This is a genomic window from Streptomyces sp. NBC_01352 (assembly GCF_036237295.1).
Classification (GTDB): domain Bacteria; phylum Actinomycetota; class Actinomycetes; order Streptomycetales; family Streptomycetaceae; genus Streptomyces; species Streptomyces plumbiresistens.
Map to the genome: position 1 here is coordinate 3,153,662 of NZ_CP108354.1, position 23,100 is coordinate 3,176,761.

Annotated in this window: 21 protein-coding genes and 1 pseudogene; 12 read left to right on the forward strand and 10 right to left on the reverse strand. The window is 70.7% G+C overall.

Annotated elements, in window-relative coordinates; all coding sequences use genetic code 11:
- Positions 1-20: 20 nt before the first annotated feature.
- Positions 21-1,349, reverse strand: a complete 1,329-nt coding sequence (locus tag OG252_RS14800) for a phytase (RefSeq protein ID WP_329336540.1) — start codon at positions 1,347-1,349, stop codon at positions 21-23.
- 174 nt (positions 1,350-1,523) lie between these two features.
- On the opposite strand from OG252_RS14800, the gene OG252_RS14805 reads away from it, so the two are divergent.
- The 8 genes from OG252_RS14805 (at position 1,524) to OG252_RS14840 (ending at position 9,291) form a co-directional block, all read left to right on the forward strand.
- The gene (locus tag OG252_RS14805; RefSeq protein ID WP_329336542.1) at positions 1,524-1,970 is read left to right on the forward strand and encodes a Fur family transcriptional regulator; all 447 of its coding nucleotides are present in this window, start codon (positions 1,524-1,526) and stop codon (positions 1,968-1,970) included.
- A gap of 55 nt (positions 1,971-2,025) precedes the next feature.
- A complete protein-coding gene (gene katG / locus OG252_RS14810; RefSeq protein ID WP_266432707.1) occupies positions 2,026-4,251 on the forward strand; it encodes a catalase/peroxidase HPI in 2,226 nt (741 codons plus the stop codon).
- A gap of 240 nt (positions 4,252-4,491) precedes the next feature.
- A complete protein-coding gene (locus OG252_RS14815; protein ID WP_266432709.1) occupies positions 4,492-5,451 on the forward strand; it encodes an ATP-binding protein in 960 nt (319 codons plus the stop codon).
- A 98-nt stretch (positions 5,452-5,549) separates the two neighbouring features.
- Complete coding sequence (locus OG252_RS14820) at positions 5,550-5,942, forward strand: SCO5389 family protein (RefSeq protein ID WP_266432711.1); 393 nt, start codon at positions 5,550-5,552, stop codon at positions 5,940-5,942.
- A gap of 62 nt (positions 5,943-6,004) precedes the next feature.
- Positions 6,005-6,454, forward strand: a complete 450-nt coding sequence (locus OG252_RS14825) for a Fur family transcriptional regulator (protein WP_329336545.1) — start codon at positions 6,005-6,007, stop codon at positions 6,452-6,454.
- Positions 6,455-6,608: 154 nt separating this feature from the next.
- Positions 6,609-7,547, forward strand: coding sequence for a metal ABC transporter solute-binding protein, Zn/Mn family (locus OG252_RS14830; protein ID WP_329336547.1), 939 nt, complete (start codon positions 6,609-6,611; stop codon positions 7,545-7,547).
- A 59-nt stretch (positions 7,548-7,606) separates the two neighbouring features.
- Positions 7,607-8,413, forward strand: coding sequence for a metal ABC transporter ATP-binding protein (locus OG252_RS14835; RefSeq protein WP_329336549.1), 807 nt, complete (start codon positions 7,607-7,609; stop codon positions 8,411-8,413).
- Positions 8,410-9,291, forward strand: coding sequence for a metal ABC transporter permease (locus OG252_RS14840; protein ID WP_329336551.1), 882 nt, complete (start codon positions 8,410-8,412; stop codon positions 9,289-9,291). The genes OG252_RS14835 and OG252_RS14840 overlap by 4 nt, the downstream gene beginning before the upstream one ends.
- 58 nt (positions 9,292-9,349) lie before the next feature.
- Here OG252_RS14840 and OG252_RS14845 read toward each other — a convergent pair whose 3' ends face one another.
- From OG252_RS14845 to OG252_RS14880, 8 genes are all read right to left on the reverse strand, one after another.
- Positions 9,350-10,270, reverse strand: coding sequence for a carbohydrate ABC transporter permease (locus OG252_RS14845; protein ID WP_329336553.1), 921 nt, complete (start codon positions 10,268-10,270; stop codon positions 9,350-9,352).
- On the reverse strand, positions 10,267-11,643 hold the full coding sequence (locus tag OG252_RS14850; RefSeq protein WP_443068405.1) for a carbohydrate ABC transporter permease: 1,377 nt from the start codon (positions 11,641-11,643) through the stop codon (positions 10,267-10,269). Before OG252_RS14850 ends, OG252_RS14845 begins: the two co-directional genes overlap by 4 nt.
- A 7-nt stretch (positions 11,644-11,650) precedes the next feature.
- A complete protein-coding gene (locus tag OG252_RS14855; RefSeq protein WP_266432724.1) occupies positions 11,651-13,006 on the reverse strand; it encodes an ABC transporter substrate-binding protein in 1,356 nt (451 codons plus the stop codon).
- Positions 13,007-13,073: 67 nt separating this feature from the next.
- The gene (locus OG252_RS14860) at positions 13,074-14,750 is read right to left on the reverse strand and encodes a glycoside hydrolase family 13 protein (protein WP_329336556.1); all 1,677 of its coding nucleotides are present in this window, start codon (positions 14,748-14,750) and stop codon (positions 13,074-13,076) included.
- A 275-nt stretch (positions 14,751-15,025) separates the two neighbouring features.
- On the reverse strand, positions 15,026-15,997 hold the full coding sequence (locus OG252_RS14865; protein ID WP_329336559.1) for an ROK family protein: 972 nt from the start codon (positions 15,995-15,997) through the stop codon (positions 15,026-15,028).
- Positions 15,998-16,142: 145 nt separating this feature from the next.
- The gene (locus OG252_RS14870; RefSeq protein WP_329336561.1) at positions 16,143-17,471 is read right to left on the reverse strand and encodes an FAD-dependent oxidoreductase; all 1,329 of its coding nucleotides are present in this window, start codon (positions 17,469-17,471) and stop codon (positions 16,143-16,145) included.
- Positions 17,468-18,160 carry an SDR family oxidoreductase gene (locus tag OG252_RS14875; protein WP_329336563.1) on the reverse strand — a complete coding sequence of 231 codons (693 nt, stop codon included), beginning with the start codon at positions 18,158-18,160 and terminating at the stop codon, positions 17,468-17,470. Before OG252_RS14875 ends, OG252_RS14870 begins: the two co-directional genes overlap by 4 nt.
- On the reverse strand, positions 18,157-18,936 hold the full coding sequence (locus OG252_RS14880; protein ID WP_266432735.1) for an SIS domain-containing protein: 780 nt from the start codon (positions 18,934-18,936) through the stop codon (positions 18,157-18,159). Before OG252_RS14880 ends, OG252_RS14875 begins: the two co-directional genes overlap by 4 nt.
- Positions 18,937-19,211: 275 nt before the next feature.
- Here OG252_RS14880 and OG252_RS14885 point away from each other — a divergent pair, with 275 nt between their 5' ends.
- The gene (locus OG252_RS14885) at positions 19,212-19,901 is read left to right on the forward strand and encodes a GntR family transcriptional regulator (protein ID WP_266432738.1); all 690 of its coding nucleotides are present in this window, start codon (positions 19,212-19,214) and stop codon (positions 19,899-19,901) included.
- A 57-nt stretch (positions 19,902-19,958) separates the two neighbouring features.
- Positions 19,959-20,909, forward strand: a complete 951-nt coding sequence (locus OG252_RS14890) for a phosphotriesterase family protein (protein ID WP_329336565.1) — start codon at positions 19,959-19,961, stop codon at positions 20,907-20,909.
- A gap of 312 nt (positions 20,910-21,221) precedes the next feature.
- Here OG252_RS14890 and OG252_RS14895 read toward each other — a convergent pair whose 3' ends face one another.
- Positions 21,222-21,611: a hypothetical protein gene (locus tag OG252_RS14895; protein WP_329336567.1), complete on the reverse strand. Its 390-nt coding sequence runs from the start codon at positions 21,609-21,611 to the stop codon at positions 21,222-21,224.
- Between the two features lie 375 nt (positions 21,612-21,986).
- Here OG252_RS14895 and OG252_RS14900 point away from each other — a divergent pair.
- Positions 21,987-22,271 (forward strand): annotated as a pseudogene (locus tag OG252_RS14900) (hypothetical protein); the annotation flags it as partial.
- Positions 22,252-22,977, forward strand: coding sequence for an SDR family NAD(P)-dependent oxidoreductase (locus OG252_RS14905; RefSeq protein ID WP_329336569.1), 726 nt, complete (start codon positions 22,252-22,254; stop codon positions 22,975-22,977). The pseudogene OG252_RS14900 and the gene OG252_RS14905, both read left to right, overlap by 20 nt.
- Positions 22,978-23,100 lie beyond the last annotated feature (123 nt).

The window sequence follows — 23,100 nt, forward strand, 5'->3', positions numbered from 1 at the left end:
CCGGCGGCCGTACGGGCACGTCACATCCCGGCCGCGTCCACCACCACGCCGAGGTCGACGAACTTGAAGCCGGTCGCCGTACGCGTGCCGCCCTCTCCGTCCGGGACCTCCGGGGTCTCCTGGCCGTCCTGGACGACGAGCAGGCCGCGCGGGTAACGGTCGCCGAGCGGGGCGTTCAGGATGGCGGCGCCGTCGCACTCCTCCACGCTGTCGAGGGTGTCCGTCGCGGCGCCGATCCGGAAACCGCCCTCGTACTCGTTGCCCTCGCTCACCTCACGGTCGTACAGGGCGAAGGTGTTGTCGCCCTGGCTGGAGGCGAGCAGGTAGCCGTCGCCGTCCCGCTCCTGGAAGAGCGTCAGGCCCTCGACGTCGGCCGACAGCCGCTTGCCGCCGTAGCCGGGGTCGGCGCCCGGGGCGCACTCCTCGGTCGCCTCGTCGTAGGTGCCGGGAACGCCGTACTCCTTCACCTTGTCCACCAGCACCGGCTTGCCGGTCAGGTCCGCGCGCAGCCGCCAGATGCCGATGTCCTCCTGGCCGGCGTAGAGCGTGCCGGTGGCGGGGTCGACGACCATGCCCTCGACCTGCGGAAGTTCGCCGGGCTCCAGGCAGGGGCTCCAGGAGGTGCCGTCCGGGAGTCGGAAGGAGGAGGGGAGGTCGAGGGTGCGGACCTTGCGGTAGCCGACCGTGCCGTTCGCCGCCGGGACGAGTTCGAGCAGGGCCAGGCGGGTGCGCTCGCGCCGACTGACCAGCGCGTAGGTACGGCCGGTGGCGCGGTCCGTCCAGGTGGCCAGGCCGTACGCCGTGCGCTGGTCGTTGATCTCGGCCTGGTCGGCGGAGAAGACCGGGGCGGCGGCGGGGTCGGTGACGTCGGTCAGCGGGCCGCCCGGCCGCGACGGGTCGATGCGGTAGATCCGCAGCCGGTCGTTGCCGCGGTCGCTCACCACCGCCACGTCGGCCCGGCCGGTCGCGGTACGCAGGCCGAGAGCGAGGTCGACGTTGTTGAAGCGGCCGGGGGCGTCGTCCTCGGCGAGCGGCCGCGGGGCGGCCACCGACTGGACCAGCCGGGCGTCCAGGTCGTAGACCCGCAGCCCGCCCTCCTTGGCGGTGGCCACGACGAGGCTGCGTCCGGGGTCGGCGGGGTTGCGCCAGATCGCCGGGTCGTCGGCGTCCGAGTTGCCGCCGGCCTCGTCGTCGTAGAGGGCGGCGGTCTCACCGGCGGCGGTCACCACCGGCAGACCGGTCACCTCCGGCAGACCGGCCGCCCCCGCGGGCGAGGCCGCGAGGAGGGTCATCAGAACGGTGCCGGAGGCGAGAAGTGCGGCTCTTCGCGCGGTGCGGGACGTTCTCACAGGCGCTTCCTTACCGTCGTGGATGTCAAGGACATGCCGATGGTGCGGGAGGAACCTTGCCTCCAGAAGACCGCGACCTGTCGCCCCGGTGCCGGGACGCCACCCGGCACGACACCAGACTTGTACCGTTCCTTTTCTTGAACCGTTCGTGTTTATGAGGGTAGGTTGAGGCCCATGACTTCACCCCAGCCCTCGACCACTGCCGAGGAACTCCGCGGCGCGGGTCTGCGGGTGACGGCCGCGCGTGCCGCACTCCTCGAGACCGTCCGGGAGGGTGACCACCTCGGCGTCGAGGCCATCGCCTCCGGGGTGCGCGACCGCGTGGGCCACATTTCACTGCAAGCGGTGTACGAGGCCCTGCACGCACTCACCGCCGCGGGCCTCGTGCGCCGTATCGAGCCACCGGGCAGCCCCGCCCGGTTCGAAGGGCGCGTCGGCGACAACCACCACCACCTCGTGTGCCGGTCGTGCGGTGTCGTCGCCGACGTCGACTGCGCGGTCGGCCACGCCCCCTGCCTGACCGCCGCCCAGGACCACGGCTTCTCGGTCGACGAGGCCGAGGTCATCTACTGGGGCCTGTGCCCCGACTGTTCCACCGCTCCCACCGCACTCAGTACCTGAGCGTTCCTGAGCGTCCCTGAGCATGTGATCCACCCCGTTCGGAAGGATTTCCCCCATGACCGAGAACCATGACGCGATCGTCACGGACCCGAAGCCGGAGGAGGCATCGGGCTGCCCGGTCGCGCACGGGCGCGCCGCGCACCCGACCCAGGGCGGCGGAAACCGCCAGTGGTGGCCGGAGCGCCTCAACCTGAAGATCCTTGCCAAGGACCCGGTCGTCGCGAACCCCCTCGGTGAGTCGTTCGACTACGCCGAGGCGTTCCAGAACCTCGACCTGGCGGCCGTGAAACAGGACATCGCCGAGGTGCTGACCACCTCGCAGGACTGGTGGCCCGCCGACTTCGGCAACTACGGCCCGCTGATGATCCGCATGGCCTGGCACAGCGCCGGCACCTACCGCATCAGCGACGGCCGCGGCGGTGGCGGCCGTGGCCAGCAGCGCTTCGCGCCGCTGAACAGCTGGCCGGACAACGGCAACCTCGACAAGGCCCGCCGTCTGCTGTGGCCGGTCAAGAAGAAGTACGGCCAGTCCATCTCCTGGGCCGACCTCATGATCCTCACGGGCAATGTCGCCCTGGAGACGATGGGCTTTACGACCTTCGGCTTCGGCGGCGGCCGCACCGACGTCTGGGAGGCCGACGAGGACGTCTACTGGGGTCCCGAGACCACCTGGCTCGACGACCAGCGCTACACCGGCGACCGCGAGCTGGAGAACCCGCTCGGCGCCGTCCAGATGGGCCTCATCTACGTCAACCCGGAGGGCCCCAACGGCAACCCGGACCCGCTGGCCGCGGCCCGCGACATCCGCGAGACGTTCCGCCGCATGGCGATGAACGACGAGGAGACCGTCGCCCTCATCGCCGGTGGCCACACCTTCGGCAAGACCCACGGCGCGGGCCCTGCCGACGCGGTCGGCAACGACCCCGAGGCCGCCTCCATGGAGGAGCAGGGCCTGGGCTGGAAGTCCACCTACGGCACCGGCAAGGCCGGCGACGCCATCACGTCCGGCCTGGAGGTCACCTGGACCACCAAGCCCACCCAGTGGAGCAACGACTTCTTCGACATCCTCTTCGGCTACGAGTGGGAGCTGTCCGAGTCCCCGGCCGGCGCCAAGCAGTGGGTGGCCAAGGACGCCGAGGCGATCATCCCGGACGCGCACGACCCGTCGAAGAAGCGTCTGCCCACGATGCTCACCACCGACCTCTCGCTGCGCTTCGACCCGATCTACGGTGAGATCTCGCGCCGCTTCCACGAGAACCCGGCCGAGTTCGCGGACGCCTTCGCCCGCGCCTGGTACAAGCTGACCCACCGCGACCTGGGCCCGAAGTCGCTCTACCTCGGCCCGGAGGTCCCGGCGGAGACCCTGCTGTGGCAGGACCCGCTGCCGGAGGTGACGCACGAGCTCGTCGACGCGGCGGACATCGCCTCCCTCAAGAGCCAGATCCTCGCCTCGGGCCTCACGGTCTCCGAGCTGGTCTCCACCACGTGGGCGGCGGCCTCGTCCTTCCGCGGCAGCGACAAGCGCGGCGGCGCCAACGGCGCCCGCATCCGCCTGCAGCCGCAGAACGGCTGGGAGGTCAACAACCCCGACCAGCTGGCCTCGGCGCTGCGCACCCTCGAGGGCATCCAGGAGTCCTTCAACGCCGCCCAGTCCGGCGGCAAGCAGGTCTCCCTCGCCGACCTGATCGTGCTCGCCGGTGCGGCGGGCGTCGAGAAGGCCGCCAAGGACGCCGGCTTCGACATCGAGGTCCCCTTCACGCCGGGCCGCGTCGACGCGACGCAGGAGCAGACGGACGTCGAGTCGTTCGCCGCGCTCGAGCCGACCGCCGACGGGTTCCGCAACTACGTCGGCAAGGGCAACCGCCTGCCGGCCGAGTACCTGCTGCTCGACAAGGCGAACCTGCTCACCCTGAGCGCCCCCGAGATGACCGTCCTCGTCGGCGGCCTGCGCGTTCTCGGTGCGAACCACGGGCAGTCGTCGCACGGCGTCTTCACCGACACCCCCGGCACCCTGACGAACGACTTCTTCGTCAACCTGCTCGACCTGGGTACGACGTGGAGCTCCACCTCGGCGGACCAGACCACCTTCGAGGGCCGCGACGCCGCCACCGGCGAGGTCAAGTGGACCGGCACCCGTGCCGACCTGGTGTTCGGCTCGAACTCCGAGCTGCGCGCCCTCGCCGAGGTCTACGCGAGCGACGACGCGAAGGAGAAGTTCGTGAACGACTTCGTCGCGGCGTGGGTCAAGGTCTCGAACCTGGACCGGTTCGACCTGATCTGATCTGCCTGATCAGTGCGGTCCGTGTGATCTGACCTGTCCGGTCTCACGGATGATGCCCGGGCCGGCCCCTGCGGGCCGGCCCGGGCATCGCCATGTCACGGGGACCGCGCCCGCCGGCGGGAGTCGCAGCCCCAACTCTCAGCAAAGGATGAGCACTTCGAGGGGCGGCAATTTGACACCCCCGCCACCCCCTCCGCAACCTATGCGCATGACATCCATTTCCAATAGGGCCGGTTAGCCATGCGCATCGCCTTCGTCGGCAAGGGCGGCAGCGGCAAGACCACCCTGTCCGCCCTCTTCTCCCGTCACCTGGCCCGCTCCGGCGCGCCCGTCGTCGCCATCGACGGCGACATCAACCAGCACCTGGCGTACGCGCTCGGTCTGGACGAGGACGAGTTCTTCGCCGCGCCGCCGCTCAGCGCGCGGACCGGTGAGATCAAGGACTACCTGCGGGGCACGAACCCGCGGATCGCGTCCCGCGACGCCATGGTCAAGACGACCCCGCCCGGTCGCGGCTCCCGCCTGGTGCGACTGCTGGGCGACGACGAGATCCACACCCACCACGTGCAGGAGGTCGGCGGGGTGCCCGTGATGGTCACCGGCGCCTTCGGCGAGAGCGACCTGGGCGTGGCCTGCTACCACTCCAAGCTCGGTGCGGTCGAGCTGTACCTCAACCACCTCGTGGACGGGCCCGGCGAGTACGTCGTCGTTGACATGACCGCCGGTGCCGACGCCTTCGCCTCCGGCCTGTTCACGCGCTTCGACATGACCTTCCTGGTCGTCGAGCCGACCCGCAAGAGCGTCTCGGTCTACCGCCAGTACCGCGACCACGCCGCCGAGTTCGGCATCCCGGTCGCGGTGGTCGGCAACAAGGTCACCGGCGAGGACGACCTGGCCTTCCTCCGGGAGCACGTCGGCACCGACCTGGTCGCCCACTGCGAGCAGTCCTCCTTCGTACGCGCCCAGGAACAGGGCCGGGACGCCGGCGAGTTGGAGTCGCACAACGCGCGCACACTGGACCGGCTGCGCGCGGCCGTGGACGCGCGTCCCAAGGACTGGACCGCGTTCCAGCGGCACGGCGTCGAGTTCCATCTGCGCAACGCCACCGCCTGGGCCAACGAGGCCACGGGCCAGGACCTGGCCGCCCAGGTCGACCCCGACTTCCAACACGGTCCGGCGGCGCTGGCGGCCTTCGCCTGAGGTTGCCGCGCCGCCCTCCCCTCCCTCAATCCCCCCAACCCCCACAGCACCCACAGCACCCACAGCACCGCCAGAACAACGAACAGACAGGAAACACCATGTCGCTCGACGTCTCCCCGCAGCTGCTCGCCGAAGCCGAGAACGGCGAGGTGCGGGAGCAGGACTTCGTGGAAACGGTCCGTACGTCCCTGCCGTACGCCTACGACCTCATCGCCCGCCTGGTCGGCGAACTGCGCGCCGGTGACGCGGTGTTCGCCGACAACCAGACGCCGCCGCCCTCCGAGAAGGAGCGCGGCCAGCTGCTGCGGGCGCTGTCCAGCGACGCGATCCGGGGCAGCCTGGAGCGGCACTTCGGCGTCGCCCTCGCCTTCCAGAACTGCCACCGCGTCGCCGCGTTCCGCCCCGAGGACCGCGATGGTGAGACGTACACGCGCTTCACCTCCCTGCGGTCCCAGATCCTCAACCAGTCCCCCGAGTTCCGCGACTGCTGACCCCTCGGGCGCGTGCGGCGCGCCCCCTTTGTCAGGCCCCACCGTCACCGGAGGCATGCGCCATGCATGACGGGTCGACCACCCAGCGGCCGCCCGCCTGGCGGTCGACCCGCCAGCGAGACGCCGTACTGCGGGTGCTTCACGACTCCCCCGAGTTCGTCTCCGCGAAGGAGCTGCACGAGGCGCTCGCCGCCACGGGCGGCACGGTGGGGCTGACCACGGTGTACCGGACCCTGCGCATGCTGGAGCGGGCCGGGCACGTCGACGTCGTACGGGACAAGGGCGGCGAGCGGCTCTACCGCCCCCGCCCGACCGACGGGCACCGCCACTACCTGGTCTGCCGCGGCTGCGGACTGAGCCTGGCCGTGGACGCGGACGCCGTCGAGCGCTGGGCCGACGGCGTGGCCGAGAGCACCGGGTTCGCCGAGGTCGAACACACCGTGGAGCTCACCGGGATCTGCGATCGCTGCAGGCCGCGCCCCGCTCGGGACGCGGCCCCTTCGCGGCCGTAGCGGGACGTGTCAAGTCTTGGCAATGGTTTTCATATGGATCGGAATCGGCCATGTTCTTGACATTCATTTCCATCTAGCGTGGCGCCTGCCCGGCTCGCTCCGGGCTGTCCCAGCCCTCGTGAACCTCCGTGTTCCCCCTGTCGTGGAGTGACCCATGCCCTCGTCCCCGTCCCGGCGCCTGGCCGCCCTGCTCACCGGCGCCTCACTGGCCCTCCTGGCAGGGTGCGGCAATTCGTCGGACTCCGGCAGCGACGGGAGCAGCGCCCAGGAACCGGTCGCCTCGTCCAAGGTCACCGTGGTCGCCTCGACCAACGTCTATGGCGACATCGTCGAGCAGATAGGCGGCACGAAGGTCGCCGTCACCTCGCTCATCAGCGACCCCGACCAGGACCCCCACTCCTACGAGGCCGACACCCGGAACCAGCTGACGCTGTCCAAGGCGAAGGTCGTCATCGAGAACGGCGGCGGCTACGACGACTTCGTCGACCGGATGCTCAAGAGCAGCAACTCCTCCGCCGAGGTGATCAACGCCGTCAAGGTCTCCGGCAAGACCGCCCCGAAGGGCGGCGAGCTCAACGAGCACGTCTGGTACGACTTCCCCACCGTCGCCAAGGTCGCCGACCGCATGGCCGCCGCCCTCGGCAAGGCCGACCCCGCCGACGCGGCCACCTTCACCAAGAACGCCACGGCCTTCAAGGCGAAGCTCCAGCCGCTGGAGGCGAAGGAGGCCGCGATCAAGAAGGAGCACGGCGGTGAGGGCGTGGCCATCACCGAGCCCGTGCCGCTGTACATGCTGGACGCGGCCGGCCTGGTGAACAGGACGCCCGCGGAGTTCAGCGAGGCCATCGAGGAGGGCGACGACGTCTCCCCCAGGATCCTCCAGGCCACGCTGGCCGTGTTCGGCGCCAAGGAGGTCAAGGCGCTGGTCTACAACGAGCAGACCTCCGGCCCGCAGACCGAGAGGGCGAAGGCCGCGGCGAAGGCGGCCGGCATCCCCGTCGTCCCGGTGACCGAGACCCTGCCCGAGGGCAAGGACTACCTCGGCTGGATGACCGCCAACGTCGACGCGCTCGCGAGCGCGCTGGCCAAGTGAGGCGTCCGGGCGCGGCCCCGGTGCCCCGGCCCCGCGAGGGGGACCCGGGGGCCGGCGCAGTGATCAGCCTGCGCGAGGCGGCCGTGTCCTACGGCGAGCGCGTGGTGTGGCAGGGCCTCGACCTGGACGTGCGGCCCGGGGAGTTCGTGGCCGTGCTCGGGCCGAACGGCTCGGGCAAGACCAGCTTCGTACGGGCCCTGCTGGGCCGGCAGCCCCTCTCCGCCGGCACCCTGACCGTGCTCGGCCGCCCGCCCCGCGAGGCCGCCCGGCACCTCGGTTACGTCCCCCAGCAGGCGGAGTTGTCCGCGCAGGCGATGCTGCGCGCCCGTGATCTCGTACGCTTCGGGATCGACGGACACCGCTTCGGACCGCGCCTGCGCACGGCCGCCGTCCGCCGCCGGGTGGACGAGATCCTCGTCTCGGTCGGCGCGTCCGCGTACGCCGACGTCCCGCTCGGCCTGCTGTCCGGAGGCGAACGGCAGCGCGTGCGCATCGGCCAGGCCCTGGCCACCGACCCGCGCATCCTGCTGTGCGACGAGCCGCTGCTCTCGCTCGACCTGAACCACCAGCGGGCCGTCACCGAACTGGTCGACGCCCGCCGCCGCTCGCACGGCACGGCCGTGGTCTTCGTGACCCACGAGATCAACCCGGTGCTCGGCCTGGTGGACCGGGTGCTGTACCTGGCCCGCGGCAGTCACCGGGTCGGCACCCCGGAGGAGGTCCTCACCTCCGAGTCGCTGTCACGGCTGTACGGCACCCGGGTCGACGTCGTCCGCGTCCACGGCCGCGTCGTGGTCGTCGGAGCCCCCGACGACCCGGCCACGCCACCGCACCACGCCCAACAGTCCGAGGAAGTACGCCCATGACGCTCGCCGACGGGGTCTGGCAGCAGATCTTCAGCTTCGACAACTACGGCGAACTCCTGGCGCTGGTCCGCAACTCCCTCGTCGCCGGGGCCGCGCTCGGCCTCGTCGGCGGCCTCGCCGGGGTCTTCGTCATCATGCGCGACCTGCCCTTCGCGGTGCACGGCGTCAGCGAGTTGTCCTTCGCCGGAGCTTCGGCGGCCCTGCTCCTCGAGGTGAACGTCGTGGCGGGCTCGATCGTCGGCTCGCTCCTGGCGGCCGGCGTGATCGGCGTCCTGGGCTCCCGGGCCCGCGACCGCAACTCGGTGATCGGCATCATCATGCCGTTCGGCCTCGGCCTCGGCGTGCTCTTCCTCGCCCTCTACAAGGGCCGGGCGGCCAACAAGTTCGGCCTGCTCACCGGCCAGATCGTCGCCGTCGACACCCCTCAGATGACCTGGCTGCTCGGCACGTCCGCCGTCGTCCTCCTCGCCCTGACCCTCATGTGGCGCCCGCTGACCTTCGCCAGCGCCGACCCGGACGTCGCCGAGGCCCGCGGCGTACCGGTGCGCGCCCTGTCCTTCGCCTTCATGATCGTGCTAGGACTCGCGGTCGCGTTGTCGGTGCAGATCGTCGGCGCGCTGCTGGTCCTCAGCCTCCTGGTCACCCCCGCCGCGGCCGCCGCCCGCATCACCGCGTCGCCGGTCCTGCTGCCGGTGCTCAGCGTGCTCTTCGCCGTGGCCTCGATCGAGGGCGGCATCCTGCTGGCCCTGGGCGGCAGCATCCCCATCAGCCCCTACGTCACGACGATCTCGTTCACGATCTACGCCGCCTGCCGCCTCGCGGGCAGGTACCGCACCCGGCGGTGGGGCGCCAGAAGGGCTGTGGCACAGCCTGCCTGACGCCCCGTCAGGTGGGTGACTCCACGCGATGCGGGCCTGGAGACACGAGGGCGGCCGGCTACTTCAGCGCTCCTGCCATGACACCGTTGACGAACTGCCGCTGGAAGGCGAAGAAGACCACCAGCGGGATGATCATGGAGAGGAAGGCGCCGGAGGACAGGACGTCGATATTGGTGCCGAACTGGCGGGTCTGCTGTTGCAGGGCCACGGTGAGCGGCGCCGATCCCGGGTCGGCGAAGATGAGCGCCACGAGCATGTCGTTCCAGACCCACAGGAACTGGAAGATGCCGAGCGAGGCTATCGCCGGCCCGCCCAGCGGAACCACCACCCGGACGAAGAGCCACAACTCGCCCGCGCCGTCGAGACGGGCGGCCTCCAGGAGTTCGCGTGGGATCTCCGCGAAGAAGTTCCGGAGCAGGAAGATCGCGAACGGCAGGCCGAAAGCGACGTGGAAGAGGACGACGCTGACGATGCTGCCGAAGATCCCGAGCTTCCCGAACAGGCTGGTGATCGGGACCAGCGCGACCTGCAGCGGCACCACGAGCAGGCCGACGACGAGCAGGAAAACCCAGTCCCGGCCCGGGAATTCGACCCATGCGAAGACGTACCCGGCGAGCGAGCCGATGACCACGACCAGCAGCGTGGCCGGGACGGTGATCAGCAGACTGTTCAGGAACGAACGCGTGATCGTCGGGTCGTCCAGCAGGTTGGTGTAGTTGTGCAGGGTCAGCTGCGCGGGCTTGGTGAGGACCGTCCACCAGCCGGACTCCTGGATGTCCAGTGGCCCGCGCAGCGAGGAGAGCAGCAGGCCGACCGTGGGCAGCAGCCAGAACAGGGCGACGACCAGCAGGACGAGCCTGGTGGATCCGCCGGCCAGCCGACGAGCCGCACGGGTGGCGGCGCCCGGCCCCGTGCGGCCGGAGGCGGTCCCGGGGGCCCGGGAGGTCTGCGCGGACTCGGCGGTCTGAAGGGTGGTCACCGTGACTTCTCCTTTCGGAACCGCTTGATGTTGAGGAACATGACCGGCGCGACCAGGGCGAGCAGGAGTACGGCGAGCGCGCTGCCAGTGCCCTGGTCGTTGCCGCCGCCGAAGGAGGACAGGTAGAGCTGCAGGGCCAGTACGTTCGCGTCCTGCTGGCTGGCTCCGGGCGCGATCACGTACACCAGGTCGAAGATCTTCAGCACGTTGATCACCAGCGTGACCAGGACCACGCCCAGCACCGGCGCCAGGAGCGGCACCGTGATGCGGCGGAAGACCTGCCACTCCTTCGCGCCGTCCACACGCGCGGCCTCCAGCAGCTCCCGCGGTATCCCGGCCAGTCCGGCGGCGATGAGGACCATGGCGAAGCCGGTCCACATCCAGACGTAGGCGCCGATGATCGACCAGGTGACCAGGGTCGGACCGAGCCAGTCGACACCCGCGTACTGCGCGGTGAAGTTCGTCGCGGGCAGGCGCAGTTGAATCGGTGAGGCGCCGATCCGGGACGCGGGCAGAGTGAAGGTGCCGTCCTTGGCGGCGGTCGCCGTGGCGAGCACCCGACCGTCACGCACGGCCTCGACCCGGACGCCGGCCAGTGCCTTCTCCCCTGGGTCGATCTTCCCGGGAGTGCCGCCGCCCGGCTGGAAGTCCAGCCAGACCGTGCCGCACAACGCGCCGCGCGGGCAGGCACTCGGTGCCGCGGCCTGCGTCGCGCCGGTCAGGGTGCTGGGCTGCACTCCGACGAGAGCCAGCGCGGCCGGAACCTCACCGGGGCTGACGGACTTGCCGGTGTACGGGCCGCCGACCGGGCCCGTCAGGGTGCTGCCGGGGCCTGCCACCCTCGGATGGGCCCCGGGGTACGCCGATGCCTTGAAGAAGGTGTCGTGGACGCCGGTCACCATCGCGTTGGCCACGCCCTTGCCGGGGTCCTGGTCGTAGACCAGCCGGAAGATGATGCCGGCGGCCAGCATGGAGATGGCCATCGGCATGAAGACGACCAGTTTGAACGCGGTGCCCCAGCGGATCCGTTCGGTGAGCACGGCGAAGATCAGGCCGAGCCCGGTGGCCGCGACGGGTGCGACCACGACCCAGATCGCGTTGTTCCTGATGGCGACGAGAGTCTGGTGGTCGGTGAAGACGCCGGTGTAGTTGGACAGCCCGACGAAGTCGGTGAAGCCGTCGGGGCCGAAGAGACTGCGCACGACCGACCACACGATCGGATACACCACGAGCGCCCCGAGCAGGACCAGCGCGGGCAGCAGGAAGAACGCCGCGACCCAGGTGCGGCCTCGGGGCGTCCTCCCGCTGCGGCGGGGCGGTGCCCCCGCCGCAGCGGGGGCGGCGGGGGACGGAGGGGAGAGGGTCTGTGACACGACTGCCTCAGCCCGCCTTGGCGAACGCCTTCGCGGCGTCCGCCTCGAGCTGCTTCTGCGCGCCCGCGACGTCGGAGGGCTTGGCGAGGAAGTCCTGCAGGTCCTTCCACTCGCCTTGCCCCTTCGTCCCGCCGAACGCGGCCGGCGCCTGGTCGGACATGTCGACCCGGATGTTGTCGCCCGCCTTGATCAGGTTCTCCGCTATGTCCCGCACGATGTCGTCGCGGTAGTTGGAGAAGGCGACCGCCTTGTTCGGTGACAGGAAACCGCCCTGCTGCACGTCGATCGCCGCCGCCTCGGGAGAGACCAGGAAGCGCATCAGCGCCTGCGCGCCCTCGCCGTCCTTGAGTGCGACCGCGACGTCGCCGCTGCTCAGCACCGGTGCCTCACCGCCGTCCACGGACGGGAAGGGGAAGACCTTGGCGTCGGTGCCGACCTTGGCCGTGGTCTCCTGGGTGATGTTGGTGGCGATGAACTCGCCCTCGTAGACCAGCGCGGCCTTGGGCGGCTTGGCGAAGACCTGGCCGACCGAGGTGGGGAAGTCGGTCTGCAGCGCCCCGCGGGTGCCTCCGGCGATCAGGTCGGGCCTGCCGAAGAGCTGGCCCAGCGTGGTCAGCGCCTTGGTCACCGAGGGGTCGGTCCACTTGATCTGGTGCTTCGTCAACTTGTCGTACATCGCCGGGCCGGCCTGGCTGAGGTAGATGTTCTCGAACCAGTCGGTCAGGACCCAGCCGTCGCCGCCGCCTATGGAGAACGGAGGGGTGCCGGAGTCGGAGAGTGTCTGGCCGTCCTTCAGCAACTGCTCCCAGGTGGTGGGGGCGGTGGTCAGTCCGGCCTGCTCCCAGGCCGCGGTGTTGTACCAGAACAGCGACTTGTTGGTGACCTTGAAGAACACGCCGTACTGCTTGTCCTGGTAGGTGCCGAGGTCCCGCCAGACCTGGCTGTAGTTCTTGTTCAGCTCCTGGGTCACGGCGGGCTGCAGCGGCTTGAGCCAGCCCGCTTCGGCGAACTGCTGGAGCACGCCGGGCTGGGGCAGCAGGGCCACGTCCGGCGGAGCGCCGCCCTGGATCTTGCTGCCGACGAAGGTCGACACGTTGTCGCCGGTGGGCACGAAGGTGGTCTTCGCTCCGGTCAGCTTGTCGAAGCGGGCCAGTACCTTGAGGAAGTTCTTCTGCTCGGCGCCGGTCCAGACGCCGGCCACCTGCAGGTTCTGCCCGTCGAGCCGGGGCAGGTTCAGCGTGGAGGCGTCTTTGGCACCGGTGGCCGCCGGGTTGCCGGCGGCGTCCTTGTCCGAGGAGCCGCAGCCGGCGGCTCCGATCATCAGGACGGTGACGGCTGTCAGTGCTGCCGCTCTGCCATTCATCGGGTCACTCCTTTGTGAGAGATGGAAAGAACAAGACGGAAAGAACAGGTGGCGAGGGACAGCGGGGTCAGACCGCGAGACCGTCGGCCGCCCACCAGGCGGCCGTGCTGCCGGGGAGGGTCCCGGGCGGGCAGGGACCGCTCGCGAGAAGCGGCGTGCCGGGGACCGGGGCGGGAGCGGGGACGTCGCCGAAGTTGACGGCGCACACCAGCCCGTCACCGCGGACGAAGGCCAGGACCTGCGGCGGAGACTCCAGCCAGCGAAGGGTCCCGTTGCCGAGCGACGGCAGGCTCGCGCGCAGCCGGAGCGCGTCGTGGTAGAGGTGCCAGAAGGATTCCGGGTCGGCCATGAGCCGTTCGGTGGTGTGCGCGGCGAACCAGGCGGGCTGGGGCAGCCACGGCTCGGCGACGCCTTCGCCCGAGGTGAATCCGAACGGGGACAGGTGACCCGACCACGGCAGGGGCACGCGGCAGCCGTCCCGTATTCCCACGCGGCTGCCGCTGCGGTGGAAGATCGGATCGGTGAGCACCTCGTCCGGCAGGTCGACGACCTCCGGCAGGCCGAGCTCCTCGCCCTGGTAGACGTAGGCGGCGCCGGGCAGGGAGAGCATCAGCAGCGCGGCGGCGCGAGCCCGGGCCGCGGCCGCGTACCGGGTGACGGTGCGGACCTGGTCGTGGTTGTTGAGCACCCAGGTGATGGTCGAGCCGGTGTCGGCGATGTCCCGCAGAGCGTCCTGGATGACCCGGCGGAAGGTGGCGGCGTCCCACGGGGCCGTCAGCATGTGGAAGAAGAACGCCTGATGGAGCTCGTCCGGGCGGACGTAGGCGGCCTGCTCTGCCGGGGTGCGTACCGACACCTCTCCGACGAGCAGCCGGTCGACGCCGTCCCGGGCGGTGTACTCCTCGCAGATGGCACGCCAGGTGCGCCAGACACCGTGGGTCTCGGGCTGGTTCCACGCCAGGGGGTTGACCGTGTCGCGGGCCCGCGCGTCGGCCGCCGGGTCCGGGGAGTCCGGCAGTCCGGGATGCTTGAAGAGGCCGGTGGCCACGTCGATACGGAACCCGTCGACGCCGCGGTCCAGCCAGAACCGCAGCACCTGCTCGAAGTAGCCGCCGACCTCGGGGTTGCGCCAGTTCAGGTCGGGCTGCTCCGGCCCGAACAGGTGCAGGTACCACTGGCCCGGCGTGCCGTCGGGCTCGGTGACCCGGGTCCAGGCGGGCCCGCCGAACATCGAGTACCAGTTGTTGGGCGGCAGTTTGCCCCGCTCGCCACGACCCTCCGCGAAGTGGAAACGGGATCGGGCCGGGCCGCCGTCCGTGCCTTCGGCCAGGGCCTGGAGGAACCAGGGGTGCTTGCTGGAGCAGTGGTTGGGGACGATGTCGATGAGCACCTTGAACCCCAGGCGGTGCGCGTCGTCCACCAGGCGGCCGAACTCCGCCAGGTCTCCGTAGACCGGGTCCACGTCGCAGTAGTCGGCGACGTCGTAGCCGTGGTCGTACTGCGGAGAGGGATAGAACGGGTTGAGCCAGATGCCGTCGACACCGAGTCGCTCGAGGTACGGCAGGCCCGCACGGACTCCGGCCAGGTCGCCGATGCCGTCCCCGGTGCTGTCGAGGAAGCTGCGGACGTACACCTCGTAGATGACGGCCGTGCGCCACCACTGCTGTCGCGCGGTGTGCTGGGACCGCTCGGAGGGGCCCGGTTCGTTCTGTACCGAGCCGTCGTCGACGTATGCGTCGATCATCGGGAAACCATCCTGGGCTGGGCTTGAGGGAGACCGGCCGCCGCGCGGGGAGAAGGGCGGCCGGCGGACGGGGCGCCTGGTCCCGCGCTGTGGAAGGCGGGTGGGAAGGCACGTCGAGAAGCAGGGGCGAGGAAATCGCGGACACGGATTTCTTCGGCGGCCGGAGCCGGTTGGCCGGGCGTGCCCGCCCGCCGGGTGGGACGAAAGGCGATGCGGCAGTCGCTGTGCCCGCCGGCAGGGACGCAGGCTGTGCAGCCGACGGGTGCGGAAGGCCGTCAGCTCACGGCTAACCGAGGCAGCGTCGAAGTGGTGGCGAGGGGCTGCGCCGTGGCGTTCAGGGCCGCCCCCATCGCGCCGGCGTACGGGCCGAGTTCGGCGGCCAGGAGTGTCACCGGTCCGATCAGTGTCCGGCGGTCGAGCAGCGCGAGCTCGACGGCCGGTCGCATCACGTCGAAGGCAGGCGCGACGCCACCGCCGACGACAACGGTCGAGAGGCCGAGCTGGGCCAGCACGCTCCCCAGTACCGTGCCCACGGCCATGGCGGCGGCATCGAGGACCTCCCGGGCCGTGGTGTCGCCCGACCGGGCGGCCCGGACCAGGTCTTCGGGAGTCGCCGGCCGGTCCTGGTTCCCGGTCCCGCGAGAGGTGAGGGCCCGGGACCAGAGGGCCGCGAGTGCCCGGCCGCCCGCCACTGTCTCCAGGCAGCCGCGAGCCCCGCATCCGCAGAGGTCGCCGCCCGGCTCGGCGGTCATGTGCCCGATTTCGCCGATTCGGTCGCCGGGCCCGCGCAGCACGTTGCCGCCCAGGGCGATCGCACCGCCTATTCCGGTGCCCATGGTCATGAACAGCACGTCGGTGTGGCCGCGCGCGGCGCCCAGAGCGAGTTCCGCGGAGGCGAACGCGCGTGCGTCGTTCATCAGCAGGATGGGCTTCGCGGTCGCGCGCTCGATCGTGTCCGCCAGCGGGAAGCCCTGCCAGTCGCCGTCGAGGTTCGGGATGGTGGTGGTGGAGCGAAGGTCCGGGCTCAGGTGACCGGGCAGTGTGACGCCGACGGCCTCGACGGTGCGTGCGCCCGCGATCTCGGCGATGGCGGCGGCGACCCGCGCGGGGCCGGCGGCGGGTGTCGGCAGCGTGCCCCGGGCGACGACGGCCGCGCCGGTCCGGTGCACCCACTTGATGTTCGTGCCCCCGATGTCCACCCCCAGGGCGGACCCTGCGGGGCGAGGACCGCCCCTGGTCACGACCATGCGAACTCCTGATCAGCATCAGTATTGCCTGTATAGACTTAACGGGAAGCTAGGTCGCGCACATCGTCCAGTCAATCGGTTGAGCCGTAAAGAATCGGAAACTCGGGCTGATTGAGCCCTGTCTAGCCTTTTCCGGCGGAGCCGGTCAGTCGGGTGAGATCAAGGCGCCGTCCGCTGCGAGTTGCTCACGCAGTTCGACGGTGTCCACATCGCGAGGCCGGTATCCGGCGGACGCCGTCAGCGCCGCCGCGGTCCCCGCGGCCTGCCCCATCGCCATGCACTGTCCGATGGAGCGGACGGAGGCGTGGGCGTCGTGGGTCGCCGACAGGCACCGGCCCGCGACGAGCAGACCGTCGACGCCGCGGGGCAGCAGACATCGGTAGGGAACACCGTAAGTGCGGCCGGTGGGCGTCTCGTTGCCGGAGCCGACGTACTGCCAGATCGTCCTGTGTCCGGCGGCGTGGTCCTCGATCGGAGCGCCGCAGCGCGCGATGGCGTCCTCGAACTGACGCGCGCTCAGGACGTCTTCCTTGCCCAGGACGTACTCGCCGATCAGGCGACGGCTCTCCCGCACGCCGATGCGCGGCGCGGACGCGATGAGGAAGGCCCGTTCATACCCCGGCACCTGCTCGACGAGGAACCGTGCGTACTCGACGACTTGGCGGCGCCCCTCCTGCTCGGCTGCCGAAAGCTGCCAGGGGTCGGTCGGGTCGATGCCGTTCACGCGCGTCAGATTGGTGTGGACGACGCCGGGTTCGGTGGTCCGGTGGACCGAACCCTCGCGCCGGGGGAGCTCGTACGCTCCCGAGTCCGCGTGCAGAGCCATCAGGCGGTGCAGCTCCGCCGTGGGTGTCGCCGTGGCGTCGACACCGGCGAGACGGAAGGTCTGGGTGAGCGGTTGCACGACGCGGTCCTCGGCCGGCCGTTCCAGCGCCGCCCCCGCACGCCACGCGACGTCGGCGTCACCACTGGCGTCGACCACGACCCTGGCGCGTACGTACGCGGGGCCGGCGACCGTCTCGACGACCACCCCGACAACGTTCTGATCCTCCATCACCACCCGTGAGGCACGGGCGTGGAACAGGACGCGTACCCCGGCAGCGCCGGTGAGTTCGTCCCAGACCAGCTTGAGCGTCTCGGGATCGTAGGTGATGCCGGTGCCGGCACCGTAGGTGTTGGGGCGTTCGAAGGCCGCCTTGCGATCGGTGAGCGCCTCGCACACCTCCCAGCCGACGCCGCCGACGACGCGCTCCCCGGTGCCGGGCGCGTAGAAGCCGTAGAAGGTGTCCAGAACGCTCGCCCCGGTGCCGCCCAGGTGAGCGGCGCTCTCCACGAGCAGGGTGGAAGCGCCCCGCCGGGCGGCCGCGACTGCTGCCGCCGACCCCGCCGATCCGCCGCCGACGACCACTACGTCGCCGTCCCACAGCAGCGGATAACTCCCGGCCTCCGCCGGGCTGATGCGTGTGCCGTTCACCTCAGGTGCCACCCTCCGTCTACGGGGACGACCGCGCCGGTCGTGCGGGAGGAGGCGTCCGACAGCAGCCACACGGCGGTGTCGGCGATCTCTTCGGGGCTGCAGGCCCGCGCACCGAGCGGCATCAACCGCGGCATCCGGTCCTGGATCGCGGGATTGGCCATGGCACGCGCGGCCATCGGGGTGTCCACCAGGCCGGCCGCGACGATGTTGACGCGCACACCCTTGGGGGCTCCGGTGAACGCGGCCGAGCGCACCAGGGGGACGAGGGCGCCCTTCGCACTGGCGTAGGCCGCGGTGAGGAAGTCCTCGTCGAGCGTGCTCGCCAGAGCCGAGCCGATGACGACGATCGAGCCGCCCGAGCCGGACAACCGGCGCAGGCCGGCACGCAACAGGTAGAACACCGAGTCGAGATCGACCCGGTGCACCTCGCGCCAGGCCTCGTCGCCGCACTCGTCCACCGGCCCGTCACCGAGTCGCCGGCCGGACATGCCCACCGCGTGCACGATGCCGTCGAGACCGCCCAGGGCCTCGGCCGCTCGCGCCACGGCCGCGTCGGCGCCCGTGGACACGGTGACGTCGTACGTGTCGCGGTCGGCCTCGAAGACCTGGGCACCGGCGGCCCGCGCGGCGTTGACACACGCGGCGCCGATTCCGCCCTGGGCGCCGGCCACCAGCAGGCGCTTCACCGTGCACCGTCCGCGGTGCGCAGAGCGGCGGCGGAGCGGCGGGCGAACTCGAGGTAGGCGCCCTCGAACAGTTCGTCGCTGCGGTCCGCGCCGACCAGGCGGGAACTGGTGATGACAGGCGGCATGGCGCCCCGCTCCGCCAGCAGCTCGGCGACCCTGACCTTGATCTCGTTGACCACGGCGATGGCGGTGAAGGTACTCACCGGGCCGACCGGGACGTCCAGGCCGGGGACCCGGCAGATGGCGTCGCCGACCGGTGATCCCAGATCGATCACCACATCGGCGTGGTCGGCCAGCCGGGACCCGCTCGGATGCCGCGGTTCGGCGGCGTTCGTCTCCTGCAGCGACGTGGCCGCGATGACGGGCAGACCCGCCTTCTTCGCGCCCATCGCCATCTCGATGGGGACGGCGTTGAGCCCGCTGACGCTGAAGATGAACATGCTGTCGCAGGGGCGCAGCCGGAAGTTCGCCAGGATCTGGTCGGCGAGCCCCTCGACGCGCTCGATGAACATCGCCTGCCGCTGTCCGTTGGCCCCCACCACCTGGGTGTGGAACGTCATCGAGAGCTCCACCAGCGGCTGGAAGCCCGGGTAGGAGCCGTAGCGGGGAAAGATCTCCTCCACCGGCATGCGCGAATGACCGGTGCCGAAGGTGTAGACGACGCCGTCGTCGGCGATCGACCTGGCCGCGATCTGGGCCGCGGCCTCGATGGCGCCGGCCTGGGACTCGGCAAGCCGCTCGACGATCCCGACTGCGGTACGGATCCACGAAGACACGGGCAGAAACCTCTCGGTACGAGGGCGGAGACAGGGCGCCCTACCGCGGAGCAGTATCCGGTGGGTTATGTATAGACAGGTAGTACACGTCGGGACGCTAAGGCGGCGACCGGCCCAGCGTCAAGCACTTGTACGGGCTGATCTTCGCTTCCTACGCGACGGGCCGGGTGTGGACGCGTGCTGGGTGACGGCCTATGCTGCGGAAGGCATACCGGTATAGACACCAGTGCAGACACCAGTGCAGACAAGGGAGGAAAGCCGTGGCTCGGCGGCCCATGCCGCGACATGAAGCGGTCGAACGGCACATCCGCGGCCGGATCGCGGGGCTGAAGCCCGGAGATCAGATCGAGTCCGACGCGGAACTGTGCGACCTGTTCCAGGTCAGCCGGATGACCGTCCGCCAGGCGACCCAGCGCCTGGTCGCCGAGGGTGCGATCTACCGGATCTCCGGTGTCGGCACCTTCGTGGGGGAACCGCAGGTCCACCGCCAGATGGGCCGACTGCGCTCCTTCACCGAGGAGATGGCCCTGCGCGGCATGACGGTGTCATCGACCGTCCTGGCGAGCGAACGGCGCGCGGGCACCCAGGAGGAGACGACCGCGCTCCGGCTCGCACCCCAGTCCAACGTCGTTCATGTACGGCGGCTGCGGCTGGCCGACGACCAGCCGATGGCGATCGAGAACGTCGTGCTGCCGCCTTCCTGCGCCTGGCTGTTGCGCGAGGACCTGGCCCACGGCTCGCTGCACCAGGCCCTCACCGAGCAGGGCTTCGCCCCCTCCCGCGCGACCGGAACCCAGATCGCGGCCATCGCCACCGACGACGACGCCGCCCTCCTGGACCTGCCCGTCGGCGCGCCCATCTTCGTCGAACGCCGACTGGTCACCACCGCCGACGGCACACCTGTCGAACTCACCGAATCCCGCTATGCGGGTTCCCGTTTCGTGTTCCACATCGAGCTGGCCTAGGCGGCTGCCCGAGCCGCGGAGGCGGGCATCGCGAAGGGGAACCAAAGGAGAACAACGTTGTCTGTCGTCGAGACGGTCCTTGGCCCTGTCGCCGCCGCCGAACTCGGCGAGGTGGATGCCCACGAGCACGTCTTCCTGCGCACCCCGGTCAACCCGGGTGACGAGTTCCTCGACACCGACAGGGCGGCGGCCGAGCTCCTGCGGGTCGCGGCGAGCGGCATCCGCACCGTCGTCGACCTGACGCCGGTCGGCCTCGGACGCCGCCCCAGCCAACTCGCCGAGGTCGCCCGCGCCAGCGCCCTTCACATCGTGGCCGCGACCGGCTACCACCGCAGCGCGCACTATCCGGCCGCTCACTGGGCCCGCCACGCCGACGACGCGACGCTCCTCGGCGTACTCGTGGACGACCTCCAGGTCGGCATGGACAGCCACGACTGGGACTTCCCCCGCCCCGTCCCCAGCCCCCACAAGGCCGGAATCATCAAACTCGGTGCTTCCTACCACCGGATCGACCGCCACGAGGAACGCTGGTTCGCCGCGGGAGCGGCGGCGGCCCGGCAGACGGGCGTGGCCGTGGCGGTCCACACCGAGGTCGGGACCGCCGCACATGCCGCCCTGGACCTCCTGGACAAGCACGGCGTGCCGGCCGGACGGGTCCTGCTCGCCCACACCGACCGCAACCCCGATCCGGAACTCCACCTCGACCTGATCGCCCGCGGCGCCCACCTCGTCTACGACACGATCGGACGGATCAAGTACCGGCCGGACTCGGTCGTCCTGGACCTGATCGAGCGCATGGCCGAGGCCGGCAAACTGGGCCACGTCTGCCTGGGGACCGATGTCGGACGCAAGTCCTCGCTCATCGCCTACGGCGGCGGGCCGGGGATGGACGTACTCGGCCGGGACTTCGTCCCGCGGCTGCGCCGGCGCCTGGGCGCCGCGGCGGTCGACACCGTGCTGCGGCATGCCCCCCAGGCGCTGCTGGCCAAAAAGACCTCTGCCCCGTGAAGGCCCGCGCACGGGGTTCAGCGACCTGACTGTGCACCGGCTGGCCACGCCTGCTCCTGGCCGACCCGCCCGGCCCGTCGGCCGGCATCAGCTGCCGGACACCGCCGGTCGCACGGACCGTCGTGGAACCGTCCGGCAGCGCGTAGAAGCGTTCCGCCTTCGCAGTGATGTTGGCCGCGTTGCCGTTCGCTCCGCCTCACCGAGGTAGAGCGTGCGACTGCCGTCCGCACCGGTGCGGACGAGGCGATCGCTGACCTGACCCTGGGCCGGCCCTCGGCACCTTCACGGTCGGCCACCCTCGGCCGACCGCCGCTAAGGCAGCGGGTCGGCGATGCAGATCCCGGTGGCGGAGCGCCCGGTGACGGTGACCCGGGCGGACTCGCGGCCATCCACCAACACCACCAGTTCGGCTCGTCCTCCGTCCTCGTCGAGGGTGACGCCGAGCACGGGTATCGCGATCGGCCCGCGCATGACGACCTCCTTGCTCCACGGCAGGTGCGGCTCGTCGACACCGACCTCTTCCTCCCCCTCCTGGCCGGTCGGGGCGTAGTTCAGCTCCGCGACACCCTCGCCCGCCACCCGGTACTCCACCCGCAGGCGCGTCCCTCCCCCGGTCACGGAGAACCGCGGCGACCCGCTGATCGCCCCGTCCAGCACGCCCGCGTCGTCCCAGAGGGCGCGGTCCCGCCCTTCCTCGCTCATGATCAGGCTTCCTCCTCCGCGCGGCACGGCGCCTGCGCCCCCGTACGGTATGCGGGGCCGGGGCGTTGTCGGGAGGCGGGCTCCGTCGGAGGAGGAGCGGGCCCGGCGTGTGCTGGCAGAGGCCGGGGCAGCGCGGCACCGATCCGGCGTCCCTGGAAGTGGGCGCCAACCGTACGGCCCATGCCACCGGCTGCGGCGACCGGCCGCATCACTGACGAGACTGACAAAGCGGAGGAAGCAGCGAGTCAGAGGCCTTTCGCTACGGGCTCCAGAACCGCCACGCACTCCATGTGATGAGTCATCGGAAAGATGTCGGCCTGGGCGAGTCACAGGAAAGCCCAGGTCAGAGCCAGATTTCGACTCTCTTTCCCGGGTGCCGACCGCGGGGCGCCCCGCGACCTGATCGACGTGTTCGCGGCCTCCCGCCGCTGGAGCAATGCGGAGCTCGAGGAGTTCGGCCGCCGCCACGCGCGTGGTCGCTTCGAGCGTGAGGATCTGCAGTCGAACCTAACGGGCGCCGAGTGGACCGACGACGAAGCCTTCACTGCCTACGGCCTGGCCGAGGCCACCATCAGTGCTCTCCGCACATGGGCCTTGGAGTGGGCCGAAGACCTCGCCACCCGGATCCTTGAAGAGGCCGGTGCCCCGGACATCGACTGATCGCGTCCGGACGAGATCACAGGTCACCTACCTGGTCGGCGATGTGACCGACCTCGGCGACATGACCCCAGCGGTCGAGACCGTCGTCAGGGGCGCCGGCCGCTTGGACATCGTGATCGCGAACGCAGGTGTACTCGGGCGGGGCGTGACCCTCCGGGCGTCATCGACTTCGGTGGTCGATCGACTCTTCGACGTGAACGTCGAGGGTGCGCTCAACACGGTCCGTGCTGCCCTTCCGGGCCTCATCGAAAACCGTGGTCGGCTCGTACTGATCTCGTCGGTGTTCGCGTTCGTCAACGGGGCCGGCGCCATCTCGTACGCGATGAGCAAGGCAGCGGTCGAGCAGCTTGGCCGTGGACTGCGGGTCGAGCTCGCCGCTCATGGCGTCAGCGTCACGACCGCGTACTTCGCGGTGATCAACACAGACATGACCCGGCAGGGCCTCGACGAGGATCCCGTAGCCCAGGCGCTGGTCGGCACCCAACCGAGGTTCCTGCGCAAGCGCATCAGCCCCGAGCAGGCGCGCAGGCCATCGTCGAGGGCCTGTGTCGCCGGGATGTGCAGGTGTTTCGTCCGCGCAGATGGACTGTGGTCTCGAAGGTCCGCGGCATCATCGCACCCGGGATGGACTCCGGCCTGGCGCGGGATCGCACCGTCCAGAGCATCCTCGGACGCCTCGACACGCGCGAGGGCGAGGACTTCCTGACCACCTGATGTCAGGGACAACGCGGTGCCCGACTACGCACAGGTCAGGAGCCATTGATGACGAGTTCGACCCGAAACGTGTCCGGCCCACTGACCCGCACCGCGTGGGGACGCCCGGCGCGCA